Annotated in this window: 20 protein-coding genes; 14 read left to right on the top strand and 6 right to left on the bottom strand. The window is 44.3% G+C overall.

Annotation, left to right across the window (positions count from 1 at the left end; translation table 11 throughout):
• Positions 1–72: 72 nt before the first annotated feature.
• Complete coding sequence (locus tag AC2TF5_RS25210; RefSeq protein ID WP_491299823.1) at positions 73–1,722, bottom strand: CoA-disulfide reductase; 1,650 nt, start codon at positions 1,720–1,722, stop codon at positions 73–75.
• Between the two features lie 200 nt (positions 1,723–1,922).
• On the opposite strand from AC2TF5_RS25210, the gene AC2TF5_RS25205 reads away from it, so the two are divergent.
• The 9 genes from AC2TF5_RS25205 to AC2TF5_RS25165 all read left to right on the top strand — a co-directional run bounded on the left by AC2TF5_RS25205 (position 1,923) and on the right by AC2TF5_RS25165 (position 6,667).
• Positions 1,923–2,183: a metal-sensitive transcriptional regulator gene (locus tag AC2TF5_RS25205; RefSeq protein ID WP_208916051.1), complete on the top strand. Its 261-nt coding sequence runs from the start codon at positions 1,923–1,925 to the stop codon at positions 2,181–2,183.
• 94 nt (positions 2,184–2,277) lie between these two features.
• The gene (locus AC2TF5_RS25200) at positions 2,278–2,505 is read left to right on the top strand and encodes a sulfurtransferase TusA family protein (protein ID WP_491299822.1); all 228 of its coding nucleotides are present in this window, start codon (positions 2,278–2,280) and stop codon (positions 2,503–2,505) included.
• A gap of 63 nt (positions 2,506–2,568) precedes the next feature.
• The gene (locus AC2TF5_RS25195; RefSeq protein WP_491299821.1) at positions 2,569–3,054 is read left to right on the top strand and encodes a DsrE/DsrF/DrsH-like family protein; all 486 of its coding nucleotides are present in this window, start codon (positions 2,569–2,571) and stop codon (positions 3,052–3,054) included.
• Positions 3,055–3,101: 47 nt separating this feature from the next.
• Positions 3,102–3,461, top strand: a complete 360-nt coding sequence (locus tag AC2TF5_RS25190) for a rhodanese-like domain-containing protein (RefSeq protein WP_491299820.1) — start codon at positions 3,102–3,104, stop codon at positions 3,459–3,461.
• Positions 3,462–3,490: 29 nt separating this feature from the next.
• Entirely contained in the window at positions 3,491–3,787 is a 297-nt protein-coding gene (locus AC2TF5_RS25185; protein WP_491299819.1) for a rhodanese-like domain-containing protein, read from the top strand.
• Between the two features lie 140 nt (positions 3,788–3,927).
• Complete coding sequence (locus tag AC2TF5_RS25180) at positions 3,928–4,503, top strand: sulfurtransferase TusA family protein (protein ID WP_491299818.1); 576 nt, start codon at positions 3,928–3,930, stop codon at positions 4,501–4,503.
• Between the two features lie 37 nt (positions 4,504–4,540).
• On the top strand, positions 4,541–5,668 hold the full coding sequence (locus tag AC2TF5_RS25175) for an MBL fold metallo-hydrolase (RefSeq protein ID WP_491302997.1): 1,128 nt from the start codon (positions 4,541–4,543) through the stop codon (positions 5,666–5,668).
• Between the two features lie 85 nt (positions 5,669–5,753).
• Entirely contained in the window at positions 5,754–6,530 is a 777-nt protein-coding gene (locus AC2TF5_RS25170; RefSeq protein WP_491302996.1) for a sulfite exporter TauE/SafE family protein, read from the top strand.
• Positions 6,530–6,667 carry a hypothetical protein gene (locus AC2TF5_RS25165; RefSeq protein WP_491299817.1) on the top strand — a complete coding sequence of 46 codons (138 nt, stop codon included), beginning with the start codon at positions 6,530–6,532 and terminating at the stop codon, positions 6,665–6,667. The genes AC2TF5_RS25170 and AC2TF5_RS25165 overlap by 1 nt, the downstream gene beginning before the upstream one ends.
• A gap of 68 nt (positions 6,668–6,735) precedes the next feature.
• Here the strand turns inward: AC2TF5_RS25165 and AC2TF5_RS25160 are convergent, their stop codons facing one another.
• Positions 6,736–7,227: a cytochrome c biogenesis protein CcdC gene (locus tag AC2TF5_RS25160; protein WP_491299816.1), complete on the bottom strand. Its 492-nt coding sequence runs from the start codon at positions 7,225–7,227 to the stop codon at positions 6,736–6,738.
• 111 nt (positions 7,228–7,338) lie between these two features.
• Positions 7,339–8,049, bottom strand: a complete 711-nt coding sequence (locus tag AC2TF5_RS25155; RefSeq protein ID WP_491299815.1) for an MBL fold metallo-hydrolase — start codon at positions 8,047–8,049, stop codon at positions 7,339–7,341.
• A 607-nt stretch (positions 8,050–8,656) separates the two neighbouring features.
• Between AC2TF5_RS25155 and AC2TF5_RS25150 the strand changes: the two genes are divergently transcribed.
• Complete coding sequence (locus tag AC2TF5_RS25150; RefSeq protein ID WP_491299814.1) at positions 8,657–9,181, top strand: sigma-70 family RNA polymerase sigma factor; 525 nt, start codon at positions 8,657–8,659, stop codon at positions 9,179–9,181.
• On the top strand, positions 9,174–10,574 hold the full coding sequence (locus tag AC2TF5_RS25145) for a DUF4179 domain-containing protein (protein ID WP_491299813.1): 1,401 nt from the start codon (positions 9,174–9,176) through the stop codon (positions 10,572–10,574). The genes AC2TF5_RS25150 and AC2TF5_RS25145 overlap by 8 nt, the downstream gene beginning before the upstream one ends.
• A 93-nt stretch (positions 10,575–10,667) precedes the next feature.
• On the opposite strand, the gene AC2TF5_RS25140 is transcribed toward AC2TF5_RS25145, so the two are convergent.
• Complete coding sequence (locus AC2TF5_RS25140) at positions 10,668–11,294, bottom strand: helix-turn-helix transcriptional regulator (RefSeq protein WP_491299812.1); 627 nt, start codon at positions 11,292–11,294, stop codon at positions 10,668–10,670.
• A gap of 384 nt (positions 11,295–11,678) precedes the next feature.
• Between AC2TF5_RS25140 and AC2TF5_RS25135 the strand changes: the two genes are divergently transcribed.
• From AC2TF5_RS25135 to AC2TF5_RS25125, 3 genes are all read left to right on the top strand, one after another.
• Entirely contained in the window at positions 11,679–12,731 is a 1,053-nt protein-coding gene (locus AC2TF5_RS25135; protein ID WP_491302995.1) for a lactonase family protein, read from the top strand.
• Between the two features lie 441 nt (positions 12,732–13,172).
• A complete protein-coding gene (locus tag AC2TF5_RS25130; RefSeq protein ID WP_491299811.1) occupies positions 13,173–13,742 on the top strand; it encodes an RNA polymerase sigma factor in 570 nt (189 codons plus the stop codon).
• Positions 13,735–15,216 (top strand): DUF4179 domain-containing protein, encoded by a 1,482-nt coding sequence (locus AC2TF5_RS25125; protein ID WP_491299810.1) that lies wholly within the window; start codon positions 13,735–13,737, stop codon positions 15,214–15,216. Before AC2TF5_RS25130 ends, AC2TF5_RS25125 begins: the two co-directional genes overlap by 8 nt.
• 384 nt (positions 15,217–15,600) lie before the next feature.
• Here AC2TF5_RS25125 and AC2TF5_RS25120 read toward each other — a convergent pair whose 3' ends face one another.
• Together AC2TF5_RS25120 and AC2TF5_RS25115 are read right to left on the bottom strand one after the other, a co-directional pair.
• Positions 15,601–15,885: a hypothetical protein gene (locus AC2TF5_RS25120; protein WP_491299809.1), complete on the bottom strand. Its 285-nt coding sequence runs from the start codon at positions 15,883–15,885 to the stop codon at positions 15,601–15,603.
• Positions 15,885–16,184 (bottom strand): DUF2089 family protein, encoded by a 300-nt coding sequence (locus tag AC2TF5_RS25115; protein WP_241931865.1) that lies wholly within the window; start codon positions 16,182–16,184, stop codon positions 15,885–15,887. Before AC2TF5_RS25115 ends, AC2TF5_RS25120 begins: the two co-directional genes overlap by 1 nt.
• Positions 16,185–16,442: the final 258 nt, after the last annotated feature.

Here is a 16,442-nt window from a genome sequence, read left to right as displayed (position 1 = left end):
AAAATATACCATGGGTTTTTGCGGGATACAAGTGACTGAATGATGACGTATGAACCCACACCGATAAAATTTTTACTGCCGGAACACGGAAGCATAGGTTTTCCAGCCGCCATCGAGATTTTTCACGCTGAATCCATTCTCGGCCAAAATGCGGGACGCCAGATATCCGCGAAGTCCGACTTGGCAGGATACGTACAACGTTTCATCTTTCGGAAGTTCCTCCAGACGACTGCGAAGATCGTTCAGCGGAATATTGATGGAGCCTTCAATATAGCCAGCTTTTTGTTCCCCGGGCTCGCGGACATCGATCAGGGTTACGCCGCCCTTTACCAGCTCATCGATTTCATGCCACTGAACTGTCTCAACACGGCCTTCCATCATATTTGATGCCACGTAACCCGCGTAGTTAACCGGATCTTTGGCAGAAGAATAAGGAGGGGCATAGGACAGTTCCAGTTCAGTCAGATCAAATACGTCCAGCTTACCTTTGATTGCAGTAGCGATCACATCAATCCGCTTGTCGACACCGTCTTTACCAACCGCTTGTGCTCCATAAATCTGGCCGTTGTCCGGGTTGAAGAGCAGCTTCAGGGAGATAGGATACGCCCCAGGGTAGTAGCTTGCATGAGAGCTTGGATGAATATGAACTGCTTGGTAAGGCACACCCAGCTGCTTGAGTCTTTTTTCGTTGCTGCCGGTAGCAGCTACTGTGAGATCGAACACTTTCGCGATAGAAGTGCCGAGCGTTCCTTTGTAGGATACGTTCTTTCCGTAAATATGATCCACCACCATGCGTCCTTGGCGGTTAGCAGGGCCAGCCAGTGGAATCATTGCTGGACTCTGGTGAATATAATCGGACACTTCCACTGCGTCACCGATGGCATAGATGCTCACGTCATTGGTCTGCATAGTTTCATTGACTTTAATACCGCCGCGCTCTCCTACATCCAACCCTGCATCCAGTGCCAGACCATTCTCAGGGCGAACACCGATGGACAATATGATCATATCGGTAGACACTTTCGTTCCGCTGGACAATTCAATCGTTTTACCGTGATCAGCTAGCGCTTTAACACCGTCTTCAAGAATAAGGGTAACCCCTTTTTCCTTCAAATGAGTATGGACGATAGAAGCCATTTCATAATCCAGAGGCGCCATGACCTGGTTAGCCATCTCGATGATTGTCACCTTGATGCCGCGATCAGCCAAATTTTCTGCCATTTCCAGACCGATAAATCCGCCCCCAACCACAACCGCTTGAGCCGGTTTCCGCACGTCCACAAACTGCTTGATCCGGTCCGTATCGGGAATATTGCGAAGGGTGAAGACGTCTACGGCCTCATCCAATCCCGGAATGTTCGGTACGATCGGCTTGGATCCGGGAGACAGAATCAGATGATCATAACTTTCCTTACTGACTTCACCAGTCGTCAGATTTTTGATCGATACCGTTTTATCTTCGCGCTGAATGGACACGACCTCGCTGAGATTGCGAATGTCGAGATTGAATCTTTTACTCATACCCTCTACGGTCTGTACCATTAGCTTGCCGCGTTCTTTAATACTTTCTCCGATATAGTAAGGAAGCCCACAGTTGGCAAAAGAAATATGTTCTCCGCGCTCAACCATGACAATCGTTGAATCCTCGTCCAATCTACGCAGACGGGCTGCGGCAGATGCTCCACCCGCAACACCACCGACAATAACGATTTTTTTACCCATTATGAATCCCTCCAGTTATGTTTATGAATTATTATACCCATGGGGGTATGATAACATAAATGGCTAAAAAAGAAAGTGACAAATATTTAAACGGAAACAAACTTTACTTTATACCCGCAGGGGTATATATTATAGACATGTGTTATATAATGAAATTTAGGACAAACAATATATAATCGAGTGGACAGGAGGGAAAGACGTTGGATTATAATGATCAAATGAAAAATCGGGTGAAGCGCATTGAAGGACAGCTTCGCGGCATTTTGAAAATGATGGAAGAGGACAAGGATTGTAAGGAAGTAATCACCCAGCTCTCTGCTGCACGGACAGCGATTGACCGGACCATCGGTGTCGTTGTCAGTTCGAACCTTGTGGAATGTGTACGTACTGCGGAAGAGAACGGACACAATACTGAGGAGCTTGTCCTCCAGGCAGTGAACTTGTTGGTAAAAAGCCGCTAATACCGGAAGGGTTGACACCCCTTTCTGTATATTTTATTATACCCCTATGGGTAATTGAAAAGATGATTTTTAACCTTAAAAGGAGGAATTTGTAATGAATGCACATAAAGTACTGGACGCTAAGGGATTAGCTTGTCCGATGCCAATCGTCAAGACCAAGAAAGCGATGAACGAACTAGAAGTGGGACAGGTGCTTGAGATTCACAGCACGGATCAAGGCGCGAAGAACGATTTGACTGCATGGGCTAAATCAAGCGGGAACGAACTGATGGATCATAAGGAAGAGGATGGCGTTCTGAAGTTCTGGATCAAGAAAGGCTAAATTTTTTTGGATTTTATATACCCCATGGGGTAATCAGGAACTTGAATAGGGGGAATCAATAACGTGACAGATCAGAAAAGAACAACCATTGTGCTGTTTAGCGGTGAGTATGATAAAGCAATGGCTGCGTACATTATCGCCAACGGTGCGGCGGCTTACGATCATGAGGTGACGATTTTCCATACCTTCTGGGGACTGAATGCACTTCGTAAAGACGAAGATGTGATGGTGCCGGTGAAAAAAGGATTCATGGAAAAAATGTTCGGGAAGATGATGCCGAGGGGAGCCGATAAGATGGGTCTTTCCAAGATGAATTTTGCCGGCATGGGTCCTAAGATGATTAAAGATGTTATCAAGAAACATAACGCTGTTCCACTTCCACAGCTGATTGAGCTGGCACAGGAGCAGGATGTGAAGTTGGTAGCCTGCACAATGACAATGGATCTGCTTGGACTGCAAAAGGAAGAACTGCTTGAGAATATTGAGTATGCGGGTGTTGCCGCTTATCTGTCAGATGCCCAAGATGGTAATGTGAACTTGTTTATCTAATTTCTCGGGGAGTAGTCTCCCGTCATATAGAGAGAGGGATTTCAAAGATGGAATATTTAAATATCGTTATCATCGCGCTTATTGTCCTATTTCTGATCCAGCGTATGCTGCCTGCAAAGGGAATCCGGCAGATTACAACAGCAGAATTAAAAAACGAATTAAAGGACAAGAACAAGCAGTTTATTGATGTCCGAACACCGGGGGAATTCAACGGTAATCATATTAAAGGGTTCAAGAACCTTCCTTTGCAGCAGCTTGCCCAGAAGAGCGGAGAGCTCTCGCAGGACCGTGAGGTTGTTGTCATCTGTCAAAGCGGAATGCGAAGTAATAAAGCGAGTAAACTTTTGAAGAAATCCGGTTTTGGAAAAGTAACCAATGTTAAGGGTGGCATGAGCGCCTGGTCATAAACATAATTTAATTATTGGAGGCCTTTTTAATGAAGGAGATAACACCTGCCGAGGTAGAGAAGTTGTTAAACGAAGGCAAAAGCCTGAACATTATCGATGTACGCGAAACCGAAGAAGTGGAAGAAGGTAAAATTCCGGGGGCGATTAATATTCCGCTTGGATTGGTAGAATTCCGCAAGCAAGATCTGGATAAATCTAAAGAATATATTATAGTATGCCTTTCCGGCGGCAGAAGCGGCCGTGCAACCGAGTATCTTCAAAGTCAAGGTTATAACGTAATCAACATGACCGGCGGGATGCTGGCATGGGAAGGAAAGACCGAATAGCGCTGGGGAACAGAATGAGATAAGATGCTAAAACTTTGTATGTGACGGGTATCGATTTATTAACGGTGCGTTAAAGCACCATTTTTTTCGAACGATAATATACCCCGGGTGGTATATGAGATTGCAGGAGGTATTCATACATGAAATCTATTGATTCCAACGTGATGTTAGATGCAAAAGGTTTGGCATGCCCTATGCCGATCGTACGAACAAAGAAAGCGATGAAAGATCTTGAAGGAGGTCAAGTGCTGGAGGTAGAGGCGACGGATAAAGGATCCAAGGCAGATATGGAAGCTTGGGCGGAAAGTACCGGTCATCAATACCTCGGCACCATTGAGGAAGGGGATGTGCTGAAACACTACTTGCGTAAGTCTTCCGGTGAGGAAACGGCTGAACGCTCATATCCTCATGTGGCGGATAATACACAGCTGAAGCAGAAACTTCAGGCAGGTGAGCCGGTCATTGTTCTGGACGTGAGAGAATCTGCGGAATATGCATTCAGACACATTCCAAATGCGATCTCCATTCCTTTGGGAGATTTGGATAACCGCCTTGGAGAGCTGAACAAACAGGATGAGATCTATGTCGTATGCCGTACCGGAACCCGTAGTGACATGGCTGCACAGAAGCTAGCAGCTAATGGATTTGATCGGGTGATCAATGTAGTGCCTGGCATGAGCGCATGGACTGGAATAACGACGAGCATCAACGATTAAATAACCAAACAACCAAGGATAGAGGAGGCAATACATGATGTCAGTCATCGAAATGCACGCAAAAGAAGTAGCTGAGAAGGCAATTCGCAAAGATAACTTTTTCATACTGGATGTTCGAAATAAAAGTGACTTTGAAGATTGGAAAATCGAAGGCGAGAATATCGAATATTTGAACATTCCTTATTTTGATCTGCTCGATGGTGTGGAGGATATTCTGGATCAGATTCCGACAGATAAGGAAGTAATCGTTGTATGTGCGAAGGAAGGCTCCTCTGTCATGGTTGCAGAGATGCTGGCAGAGCACGGCCGAACGGTCGGGTATTTAAAAGGTGGAATGAAGGCATGGAGTGAGCATCTTATGCCTGTGAAAGTCGGGAATCTGAAAGACGGCGGCGAGCTGTACCAGTTCGTCCGGATCGGTAAAGGGTGCTTGTCCTATATGGCGATCTCGAACGGCGAAGCCGCGTTATTCGATGCGACCCGCATGACGGACGTTTATATCGATTTTGCCAAGAGTGTAAATGCGGAGATCAAACATGTGTTTGATACTCACCTTCATGCAGACCATATTTCCGGAGGACGGATCATCGCTGAGAAGACCAACGCCACGTACTGGCTCCCTCCAAAAGATGCCGGAGAGGTTGTATTTCAATACCAGCCGCTGGAGGACGGTGATGAAATCGTGATCGGAAGCACCAAGATCAACATCGAGGCGCACTACTCCCCTGGACACACGATCGGATCCACATCGTTTGTGATCGACGGTCAGTATCTGCTTACAGGCGACATTTTGTTCATTGATTCCATCGGACGACCGGATCTTGCGGGACTTGCGGACGACTGGGTCGGCGATCTACGCGAAACGCTGTATGCCCGTTATAAAGAGCTATCAGATGAACTCATCGTACTGCCGGCTCACTTTATGATTATGGAAGAACTGAACGATGATGGAACCGTGGCGAAAAAGCTGGGTGAGTTGTATGCATCGAATCATGGCTTGAACATTGCGGATGAAGAAGAGTTCAGAACGATGGTGACGAAAAACCTTCCGCCGCAGCCGAACGCTTATCAGGAAATCCGTCAAACCAACATGGGTAAAATCAATCCGGATGAAGATAAGCAGCGTGAAATGGAAATTGGACCGAACCGTTGTGCGGTGCGTTAGAAAAAAAGGGAACCGATTCGGTTCCCTTTTTTAAAGACATCAATAGATGACGTGCTATTGAAGAAGGAGGATAAATGATATGGATATGAGTTTTGCATATATAATAACCATTTTCTTAATCGGATTTATTGGCTCTTACATTTCAGGCATGGTAGGCATCGGCGGTTCCATCATCAAATATCCGATGCTTCTGTATATTCCACCGTTGTTTGGATTGGCTGCATTTACCGCTCACGAGGTATCCGGAATCAGTGCTGTACAGGTGCTGTTCGCAACGATCGGCGGTGTGTGGGCTTACCGTAAAGGCGGATACTTGAACCGAACGCTCATTATATACATGGGTGCTGCGATTCTGATCGGCAGTTTTGTCGGCGGATTTGGTTCCAAGTCGATGAGTGAAAGTGGCATCAACATCATTTACGGAATTTTGGCGCTGATCGCCGCTGTGATGATGTTCATCCCGAAAAAAGGCGTTGACGATATTCCTCTGGATCAGGTGAAATTCAACAAATGGCTTGCCGCTGTACTGGCCTTGATCGTAGGTATCGGTGCCGGCATTGTGGGTGCGGCTGGTGCGTTCCTGTTGGTGCCAATCATGCTTGTTGTATTAAAAATTCCTACCCGAATGACTATCGCCTCCTCGCTGGCTATCACATTTATTTCTTCGATCGGTTCCACGATCGGGAAGGTTACGACCGGACAGGTTGAATATTTCCCCGCTCTTATTATGGTTATTGCCAGCTTGATCGCTTCCCCGCTTGGCGCTTCTACCGGTAAGAAGGTTAATACCAAAGTTCTGCAGATTATTTTGGCTGTTCTGATATTGGCAACGGCTATTAAGATTTGGATTGATATATTGTAATGAGGACCCGATCAAGGTCCGTGTTCGTAAAGCGTTCTGTTGACCAATACGGCCTTGATAAAGGGCTATATCCGAAAGATATGCCAGAGCTGGTACGGTGGATTGCTGAAGGACAGATTAACAATCATGTGGAATAAAAAAAGGCTGTCCGGATACAGACCCGGACAGTCTTGTTCTACTTGATATTTCAATGAATCGGTTGTGATTACACCATCGGTTCAGGACGGGTAATCTGATGATATTGGCGGTACATAGAAATACGCCAATGGGTAATCATGCCGTAGGCAAGCAGAAAGAACAGTGCAGCTGTCTGCGGAATGGAGATGTGCTCTTCAATATATCCGTGGAGAAGCAGGCGTACAGTGAGCAGTCCGAGCAGAATGTATACAAAGCTACGGGATCTTTGAATGAAGATTTGACCGTCCACTTTCTCGAATTTCGTTCCGCGGATGAGTGGGTATGAGAAGATAAACCATCCGACAAGAAACGCTAGAATCCCCCACAGAATCGGGATTCGAACTTGTGGCTCGACAAACATTACGAATCCTGTTGTCATGCCTAGCGGCGGAATAATAATCTTTTTAATCGTAACAGGACGATTGCTTGCTTTCATCCGAATAAAGATAACTGCGAGCGCCATGACCAGCATTCCGATCGTGGAGCCTATTTTAAGAATTGGGGAATTCAGATCAACCACAATTGAATACCTCTTTCCATCAAAAATGTCACACTTTCCATGCCCATTAATTATAGCACAGAACGATGAAGGAAAGAATTCAGTGTAATAGCATATTATTCTTCATGACGTCTACTTGCTAAACGCATGTTCCGCTTGTTGAATTGCCCGATTCATAAAGGCAAAAGGATCCGTCAGTAGAGAACCATGGCCGCAGCCGAGTAGGGTGGGCTGAAGTGCTGCGAGTTTTTTGGCACTTTTTAAAGCAGTCTCTTTATGCCAGGTAGCCATGGCCGGAAATGGAAATAACCAACGTTTATCTCCGGATACAGCGAGTCCCGCGCGGGTCTGCCACGCGTCTCCTGCAATGAGGAATCCGCTGCGCTTATCGATAAAAGACATATGCCCGGGAGTATGACCAGGAGTGGATATAGCTTGCAGAGAGCCAACCATATCACCATCTTCAAGCAGCCGGTCGGGTGTGGTTGTAATGCCTTTCGGTATTCCGCCTCGAATCGGCGTCTGCGGCTCGCCTGGTTCTAACTCTGTGTTGCCTGTCAGCAGTACGGCATCCCGACGGGAGATGAGCACTTCCGCTTGGGGGAGTGTCTGTTTTAAACCGTCCAGGGAACCGATATGGTCGCCATGGGCATGGGTAAGCAAGATCCGCTTGATGGGTTTGCCCGCTGAGGCGGCAGCCTCTAAAATCCCTTTTTGACAAAATGACATACCGGTATCAATCAAGGTGAATCCATCATTTTCCTCCACTAGGTATATATTTACAGGAAACAGCCGCGGCATAAAAGATAATTGTGTTACTTTACCTTTAATCGTTTTTTTCATTCGAATTCACTCTCCGTTTAACTAATGTTATTTATATAATAACTAATACTATTAGTTAAAGCAAGGGGGTTATTTCTATTTTTTTCTTTCTTAGTAGTATATAAATTGATCAAACATAAAAAATTAATATTTCTTCCAATTTTTGAGTGCATTTTTCAGCATTCTGCGTTACCATAATGTTATGAATACGGAAGAAATTGTAGATATTTGGCCGATGACACAGAAGAAAGTGAGGCTGTGCTAATGGATCTGTACAAGCGTATTATAATACTTTTAATCATGTATACGATCTCAGCATACTTATTGTACATAGCGGGGAAGCATACTCCCTACTTGCTCCCCATTATCTGGTTTGCAGCTCTCATTTTGTTAGTATGCGGTCTTGGCTATATTTTTTATCATCATGTATTCCGCAACAAAAGAAAACGAAGTCGTTGACTGTCATATCATTAGAGCTCACTGTCCTTAGGGACAGTTTTTTTGTGTTTGCTCAGAAATTGTATTATTTATTTGTGATGAAAAAATAAAACGTTTTACCTCAGAGGTCAGTCTAATTATAAAGAACTAACAATAAAGAGGGCTAGAATTCGGGGGAAGGAGCCTCGTCATGGAAGAAAGAGAGCTGGCTGCAGCGGCTTGCAGAGGGGATGAAACAGCATTTCATGCCCTGATTACGGGGCAGAGGAGACGGCTGTACGGTATTGCTTACAGCTACTTGCACAATGAGAACGATGCGCTTGAGGCGGTTCAGGAGACCGTCTGCCGGGCATGGAGCAAATGTAAGCGTCTCAGAAACCCTGAGGTGTTTGTGTCCTGGCTGATCCGGATATTAATTAACTGCTGTGTGGATGAGCAAAAACGAAGGAAGCGTGTTGTCCCATACGAAGAGATAAGTGTTACAAGCACGGGGGAAATGATCAACGATAGCAAGCTTGATCTGGAACGCGCACTGAATCGGATGAAGCCTAAATATCGTCATGTTTTGATTCTGAAATATTATCAGGACATGACGGTAACGGAAATCGCCAAGGTGCTGGATTGTCCTGAGGGGACTGTGAAGACAAGACTGCACCAGGGACTAAAGCTGCTGAGGCAAAAAATGAAGCCGGGAGGTGCGGCAATCCATGTATGAGAAAGAAGAGCGCATGCTTAAGAGTTATTTTCAAGACGCGGAAGCCAGTGCGGCGGATATATCGGATGACGCATTGGAAGCCGTTGTACAGGAAGGGATTCGTAAAGGAAGACACTCCAAGCGATCCCATGTACGGTACAGAAGGATGACCCTCCTGGCAGGAGCTTTGGCTTTAGTAATTCTGCTGATATGGGGCGGCTCGAAGCAGCAGGTCGAGCAGATGGCTTCCGGACCTTATGCTCCACTGAAGGGGCGCGAATTCGGGGAGGACATTACACTGAATACGGCTAATAAACACGGGCTGATTCAGCCAGTGGGCAAGTCTGTAACGAAGGGGGACTACACCATAACTGTAGACGGTGTATTGGTCGGTTCACAGCAGCTTAGGTTGCTGTTCACGCTGGAAAACCGCTCGGACCGCATGGCGATTATAAGAGAGATAAAACCCGTAGATCTTATGGGCAGCGAGCTTCCAGTAGGTGTCCATTACGGGGGGAATAATGAATTGGAGCCGGGTGTTCATGATTTGGAAAGCAATTTTATTTTTGAGGACACCCATTCTATACCAGACCAATTATCCGTCCAGTTCCGTGTTGCGAAGGATTCGGCCAATGCCCGTGTCCGTATCCCAACAGAGGATGAAGAGCTGTTGAGTATAGACCTAACTCTAGATTTGGATATTTACCGGAAGTATATTCGAACCATTCCGCTGAATGAGGTGATCGAGATTCAGGGACAGAAGATGACGATGAGGGAGGCTGTGTTTTCTCCAGCGGGCATTGCCCTGAAAGGAAACATTGAAGCAGGCAATACGATGAAGGTGTCCGGTCTGTGGGAAGACTACTTGGAATCGGTCAAAGACGGGAAAAGCACGCGACTTACGAACTCTCTAGGCTGGGGACCGGATGAGGATGGAGAAGTGACTTATTTCTTCGACAGCAATGTGTTAGATCAGCCCGACTCGATTACTTTGAAAGCGGGGGGTCTGTATGCGGTGGACCCTGCCAAGATGAGTATTGTGGTGGATATGGAGAAGAGGGCTGTATTGAGTTCACCAGACAATAAGATAAAATTTGGCCAATATACAAAAAAGAAGGAAGGTCATACTCTTACACTAGAGTATGAGGAAGAAGAGAAGATGAATTATGGCAGTGTTTCGTTTGATGAAGAGTTCATTGACGGGAAAGGGAACAAACATAAGTTGGATGATTCATCGAGAGGAGTCCGATCGACAAGCAGCTCAAATTCCGAGACAGGATGGACCAAAACAACGGAGTATTTGTATCTTATACCGAAGAAGTATCCGCAGCCGCTGACCTTTACATTAACCAGCTATCCGGGTGTTATCGAGAAAGCCATCGAGGTACCTATTCCATATAATCTTAACCTCTAATGTTATAGAGACTGCCAATACAAGAAGGAGCTGCCCCCGCCTAACCGGTGAGGGCAGCTCCTTTTTGAAAACCACAGTATAAGCTCTGTTCTACTATTCTGTTATCACATAGACACACCGACAGCCTCCGTTTGCGAGGCATTCCGTCCGCTCCACCTTCGCTTGAAGCAGAGATGAAAATAACTCCAGCTCACAGCTGCAGGCCTGATTATACCGGTTGGCAATTTGAGAGATCGGACAGTTATGCTCTTTAATAACATATTTGCCATCATCGGTTTGCTCACATTCAGCCATATACCCGTTGTCATTTTGAATGTCGGTCAGGGTGCGAACCCGATCAGCCAGCTCTTTGCCGGAAACTCCCGATTCGTAGCGCTGCCGCAGCTTGTTGCGCCGGCGTTCAAAGAGCCGTGTGACCATTTCCTCGCCGGCTTCCTCGGTCAGCTCATCGAGCAGATCCAGCGTAAGCGTGGAGTATTTGTTCGGAAAGAGCGACTCTGCATGCGGTGAGAGACGGTACAGGGCAAGCGGGCGACCCATGGCCTGGCGAACCAGCTCGGTCTCAATGACGCCATCCTTTTCAAGACTACCCAGATGCCGGCGGACAGCCATCTCGGTGACGAGTAGGGTAGAAGCTATCGACTTGGTGCTGAGAGGCCCCTGAGTCTTTAACATATGGAGAATGGTATCCCGGGTGGACAGTTCCTGTGTCTGTTCCATCTTGATCACCACCTGATAGAATAATGAGATATATATTTATGAGAATTATTATCGCTTATACGTGAGAACCTGTCTACCCAGGAGTTCGGCGGGTTAGGTTAAGCTGTTGTAGAGGTCAGGCTGTAGAGGAAGTGATGCAGCACGTTATCTGGCCGATCATCATGACCGGAAGCCCGATGTTGTGCAGCCAGAAATGAATTTTTATCTGCTACAATACTTTTCGATTTTTGCAAATATTGGATATATAATAGGCGTATAGCGAAAGTAATCTTTTCGTGAATTTGAGGAAGGAGGGATAAAGGTCAGCCGGCGTTGGGGAATACATTATAACGGAAGCGATCACAGCAGTTTCTTTCAGAAATTAAAGGAGTGTGGGACGACGTGATGATGGAGCAGGACGTTTATTTTTACATAGGAACCTATGGTTCTGACCAAGACAATGGTATTTATTTGGCTGCCCTTAACCGGGAGAGCGGAGAGATGCAGCTGCTGGACGGAACATCGGGGATTGAAAATGCAACCTATTTGGACTTTGACGAGCTTCACCGTGTGCTGTATGCAGTCAGTGAAAAAGAAGCTAGCGAGGTCGTGGCATACAGCGCTGATCCAGAAACGCACAAGCTGAGCGTACTCAGCCGCAAACCAACAGATTCCTCGGGAACCTGTCATGTATCCCGTTCGAGGGATGGGAAATATTTGTTTACGACCGGCTACAGTGACGGGCGGATTACGGTGTTCGCGCTGGAAGAAGATGGGGCCGTCGGGGATATCACCTCCGTTATCCGCCACAGCGGACGAGGACTGAGGGATGACCGACAGTCCGAGGCACATCCGCACTCCATATTCGAGGATCCTCATCATAAATATGTGGTGGTTAGTGATCTGGGGATGGATAACGTCAACTTGTACCGGCTCGATGATGGGAAGCTTGTGACCCACCGGGAGATCAGTCTGCCGCCTGGGTCCGGTCCTCGCCATATTGCTTTTCATCCGTCAGGACAATGGGTATATGGCGTAAATGAGCTGAATAGTACCGTTACCGTTTACGCTTATGATGCGACATTCGGAGATCTGAAGATGCTGCGGCATATTTCTACCCTGCCGGAGGATGTAGTTATGGATAATACGGGCGCTCATGTTCTGGTTTCGCCATGCGGCCGCTTTCTGTATGCCTCTAACCGGGGCCATGACAGTATAGTCCAGTATGAGATTGATACAGATACCGGTATGCTGCGTGCGGTGAATTGGATCTCCTCTGGAGGAAAGAGCCCGCGTCACTTTAACATTCTGCCAGGCGGCTTCCTCGTGTCCGCTAACCAAGACAACGGCTTAATCGCAAGTTATAAAATCGATAAGGATACAGGCAAGCTGGAATCGACCGAATATACATTGGAGGTCCCACACTCGGTGTGCATCTGTCCGGTGGAGAAGGTGTAAGAGTAGGAAATTATACGTAATCTTTTTGAATATTGAAAAGGGTGTCTCAGGGGTTGTTGAACTGGGGCATCCTTTTTCTGCTATAGGACGCTATGAGTACGTATCGTTTCTACAATCGCTCCTGCCCCCGAATTTCTGGAATATTCCTTCTCTTCAAGAGTAATAGCGATTCAAAACCGAATTTGCCGATGTGTCTATAGATAAAATGCCGACAAGTGCCCCGAAAAGGAAAATATATGCCATCTTCTTTTTCTTAATCGGGGTAGTACCAGCGAAGCTGACACCACTCGCAAAGTATATGTGATTAAATGAGAAAATTTATTGATAACCTCGCAAGTAGCAGTTCACCCAAGTGAGGGAAAAGTTTTTTTCTCTTTTTATGAACCAAAATACGAGAACTGGTGAATAAGAAGTGAAAGGAAAAACGAGGAGGTCTTTTAAGTGAAAGAAAATCATCATTTTCCAATACCCAAGGAAGGAGGTCCAGTTGATTTTGAAACACTTGTTCAACCTCACTTAACTAGTGCATTTCGAGTCGCTTTTTTGATCGTCCATGATTACCGTCTAGCTCAGGATGCCGTTCAAGAAGCACTATGGGAAGCGTATCAATCACTTTATCGATATGATAAACGAAAAGGGACATCGTTTCGAGCTTGGTTTATAAAAATTGTGACACATCGTGCACTTAATATGGTGCGTAGAAAGAAAAAAACGGAGGAATATATGGACTCTATTGACCCTGGGCAAAACCCATTGGAGAGTATTCTTCAAAAGGAGAAAGAGCAACAGATTTGGCGAGCGATTCAGATGATGACGCCGAAATATCGCTCTGCAGTTATTCTTTACTATTATGAGGAGTTTAGTATAGCTGAAATTGCAAAAATCCTTGGTGTATTTGAGGGAACGGTAAAATCAAGGCTACATAAGGCCAGAAAGTTAATTGCTGAAAAAATACAAGTTAAGAAAGAAACACAGGTATTTACCGAGATGGGAGTGAACATGCATGACTAATCTTGACAAACAGATTACACAAACTCTAAAAAAGGTAGCTGGAGAATTGGATCAGCCTAATTTTGTGATGCCTGACCAAGTGGTAGCCTATAAAAGAAAAAGGTCGCGTTTACTAGGCACTTTGGTACTTCCTGTCTTAATTAGCTGCGCTTTGCTTTTAACGATATCGGTGAGTCCTACCTTTGCGGCCTATGTTAAATCGCTATTTGATGGTTCTGATAAAGAACTGCAATATGCAGCACAGGAGGGTTTTTCACAGAAGGTAAATGCCTCTGTTACTGATCGGGGCTATACTCTTGAAATAGAGGAGATATTGGCTGATTCGATGAGAATTGTGGCCGTTTATTCGATCAAGGATCAGCAAAAGAACTTTATTCATCCGGATAAGCTTCACATAAGTAACGTAGAGGTAACAGATTTGAAAGGGAATGTAATTAAAGAAACTAAAACGTATGGGGTAGAAATCCAAGAAAATTACGGATATCTCACTCTAAAAAAAACCGGGGAAACAGAAGAACAGAAGCTTTTATTACAGTTCGAGGGGAATCAGATCGACTCTGTTAAAGGAAATTGGGCCTTAAAGATTCCTTTTGATTTAGAAAAAACAACTAAGGCTTCAAAGGTGCTACCAATCGATAAGACGTATACCACACCACAGGGACTGCAAATCAATCTAAACAGCATTATGCATTCACCGACTGCTGCTCGTGTGGATTATGAAACGAAATGGACGGAAGAGGCAAAGAAAAGATTAGTACAGGAAAGCAAACAAGTGAAAGGAAAAGTAGATTCAGTTGATCCTTATGTTCGCTATGATGATTATAAACTGAATTTTCATGTTGAAAATGAAAAAGGAGAGAAAGTAAAAGATTTAACTAGGGCGCTTGATACTCCACGCAAGGCCGTGGGAGAATACGGTCATTCTAATCGGAAGTATGGATTTGCTCCACTGTCTCCTGATCATCAATATATACTAGTATTGGATTCTTTAGAAAAAACAGAACCGTATGAGCTAGGCGTATCATTTGAGCCAAAACAGCTTGCCGAAAAACCTGTAAGAGTAGATAAGGATGGCAAAACGATTGAGATCATGTCAGTAACTTTTGACGAACCATTAAATGAAGCATCTCCAAAGAATGAGAAGCACGCTACTATTTTACTAGAGGCTTATTTAAAGGATATATCATATATTAATCTAGCAGATACGATTTTATTGGATGATGACACAGATAAAATTATTAATCGTTTTGGTTGGACTATAAAGGATGAAAAGGGCAAAATATACAATGTAACAGGTGGAGATTTTAAAATGATAGGAAAGGATGAACAAGGCAGAAACCATGTCCGAATAAAATTGCAAAGTTATGAAATGAAAGAACTCCCTCAAAAGCTCAGTCTTACTTCAGAATTGGCAAAAAAGAGCTATGACCTGAATTGGAAAGTACCATTGCCAATGCCAAAAGAAGACAAATAAGGAGAAAATAGAAGCGAGAAAAGCAATTAAGGATCGCAGTCGGTACATATAAAATTAAGAGTTGTATGGTACCATCTGAACATAATATGTATTTTGCTCTGAATGCGGCTATATTAAAGAGAGTTTTGTTAAAAATCCCGAAAAATTTAAAGACAACGGTGTTTGAACTAAAGGGAAGCTATACCGCAATAACCATTAGGAAAAGGCAGCCAATATTATCGGCTGCCTTTTCCACGCTAACGGGCAGGTTAGTTAACAAAGAGTTTCATCATTCATTATCTTTAACTAGTCTAGAAGATCATTTTAAGTAATACCATTTACATAGAAGGAAAGATCATCTAATTCCAAGAGATAGTCTTTTTGTTATTATTCTTTAAAATTATACTACTTCATATCATGCGTTTTTATCTTATCCAATTCTTTTTTTCTTTTCTGGTTAAGGGTTTTTCTTCCTGCACTCCATTCTGCAATAAGGAAAAGTAACCCTAATAGTAGATAAAGGATAAACCCTACAGTACTTTCGATACGATCCGTAACAAACATCCATGTTAAAAACACAATATAGGATGCTGGTATAATCGCTCCCCAAAAAACGTTGTTCCGAGTTGAGAAAAAGTATTGGACTGCTAATATCCCGACAATAATTAAAAGTCTATATATATCATCCATTATGGTTCTTTCCTTTCTTGTTTGTATTTTTCAATGATCAGTTTTGCGTCCTCTACGCTTATGCGATCATCAATCGAGAGATTTTTGATAAATTTGATGAATTCCTCGTTATCTATAGCGTCATTGATTTTTATTTTCTGGATTAATCTATCGAGCTTTAGCCTTACTGTTGGATATGACACTTCATATACTTTTGCAATTTCTTTCAATGAACCTGATTTGAGTACAAAATTTTTAATGAATTCCATGTCTTCATTGTCCAAGGATAATATCCAATTCGGCACATTTCTAATATCCATATTCCCCTTATTATTCTTATATTTGCAGGTGGAGAGAATAGAAACGCTTATAAAATGATTCTGTTTTTGGATAGTGTAAAGTTATGAATTAAGCATTCGCTTAAAGCTTTCCAACGGAAAGATGCATCGGAAGCAAATGCTCATGTCCCCGAATTTCATCCGTTAAGGAATAATTCAAGAAATTCGGGGGCGCGACTCAATCCATTTACTGGTCGCTGTTTTAGGATTAAAGTAATAGAGGAAGTTCTTTTATATACA

Source organism: Paenibacillus sp. JNUCC 34 (assembly GCF_058269055.1).
Note: the sequence above shows the minus strand (reverse complement) of the source record. Positions and strands in the feature narration are given on the sequence as shown.

Bases quoted from the DNA above. Each gene is read 5' to 3' on its own strand.
- AC2TF5_RS25115 (WP_241931865.1), bottom strand. From the start codon at position 16,184: ATGGATATTAGAAATGTGCCGAATTGGATATTATCCTTGGACAATGAA.
- AC2TF5_RS25135 (WP_491302995.1), top strand. From the start codon at position 11,679: ATGATGGAGCAGGACGTTTATTTTTACATAGGAACCTATGGTTCTGAC.
- AC2TF5_RS25190 (WP_491299820.1), top strand. From the start codon at position 3,102: ATGGAATATTTAAATATCGTTATCATCGCGCTTATTGTCCTATTTCTG.
- AC2TF5_RS25150 (WP_491299814.1), top strand. From the start codon at position 8,657: ATGGAAGAAAGAGAGCTGGCTGCAGCGGCTTGCAGAGGGGATGAAACA.
- AC2TF5_RS25125 (WP_491299810.1), top strand. From the start codon at position 13,735: ATGACTAATCTTGACAAACAGATTACACAAACTCTAAAAAAGGTAGCT.
- AC2TF5_RS25145 (WP_491299813.1), top strand. From the start codon at position 9,174: ATGTATGAGAAAGAAGAGCGCATGCTTAAGAGTTATTTTCAAGACGCG.
- AC2TF5_RS25175 (WP_491302997.1), top strand. From the start codon at position 4,541: ATGTCAGTCATCGAAATGCACGCAAAAGAAGTAGCTGAGAAGGCAATT.
- AC2TF5_RS25180 (WP_491299818.1), top strand. From the start codon at position 3,928: ATGAAATCTATTGATTCCAACGTGATGTTAGATGCAAAAGGTTTGGCA.
- AC2TF5_RS25120 (WP_491299809.1), bottom strand. From the start codon at position 15,885: ATGGATGATATATATAGACTTTTAATTATTGTCGGGATATTAGCAGTC.
- AC2TF5_RS25200 (WP_491299822.1), top strand. From the start codon at position 2,278: ATGAATGCACATAAAGTACTGGACGCTAAGGGATTAGCTTGTCCGATG.
- AC2TF5_RS25165 (WP_491299817.1), top strand. From the start codon at position 6,530: ATGAGGACCCGATCAAGGTCCGTGTTCGTAAAGCGTTCTGTTGACCAA.
- AC2TF5_RS25210 (WP_491299823.1), bottom strand. From the start codon at position 1,722: ATGGGTAAAAAAATCGTTATTGTCGGTGGTGTTGCGGGTGGAGCATCT.
- AC2TF5_RS25170 (WP_491302996.1), top strand. From the start codon at position 5,754: ATGAGTTTTGCATATATAATAACCATTTTCTTAATCGGATTTATTGGC.
- AC2TF5_RS25140 (WP_491299812.1), bottom strand. From the start codon at position 11,294: ATGGAACAGACACAGGAACTGTCCACCCGGGATACCATTCTCCATATG.
- AC2TF5_RS25155 (WP_491299815.1), bottom strand. From the start codon at position 8,049: ATGAAAAAAACGATTAAAGGTAAAGTAACACAATTATCTTTTATGCCG.
- AC2TF5_RS25185 (WP_491299819.1), top strand. From the start codon at position 3,491: ATGAAGGAGATAACACCTGCCGAGGTAGAGAAGTTGTTAAACGAAGGC.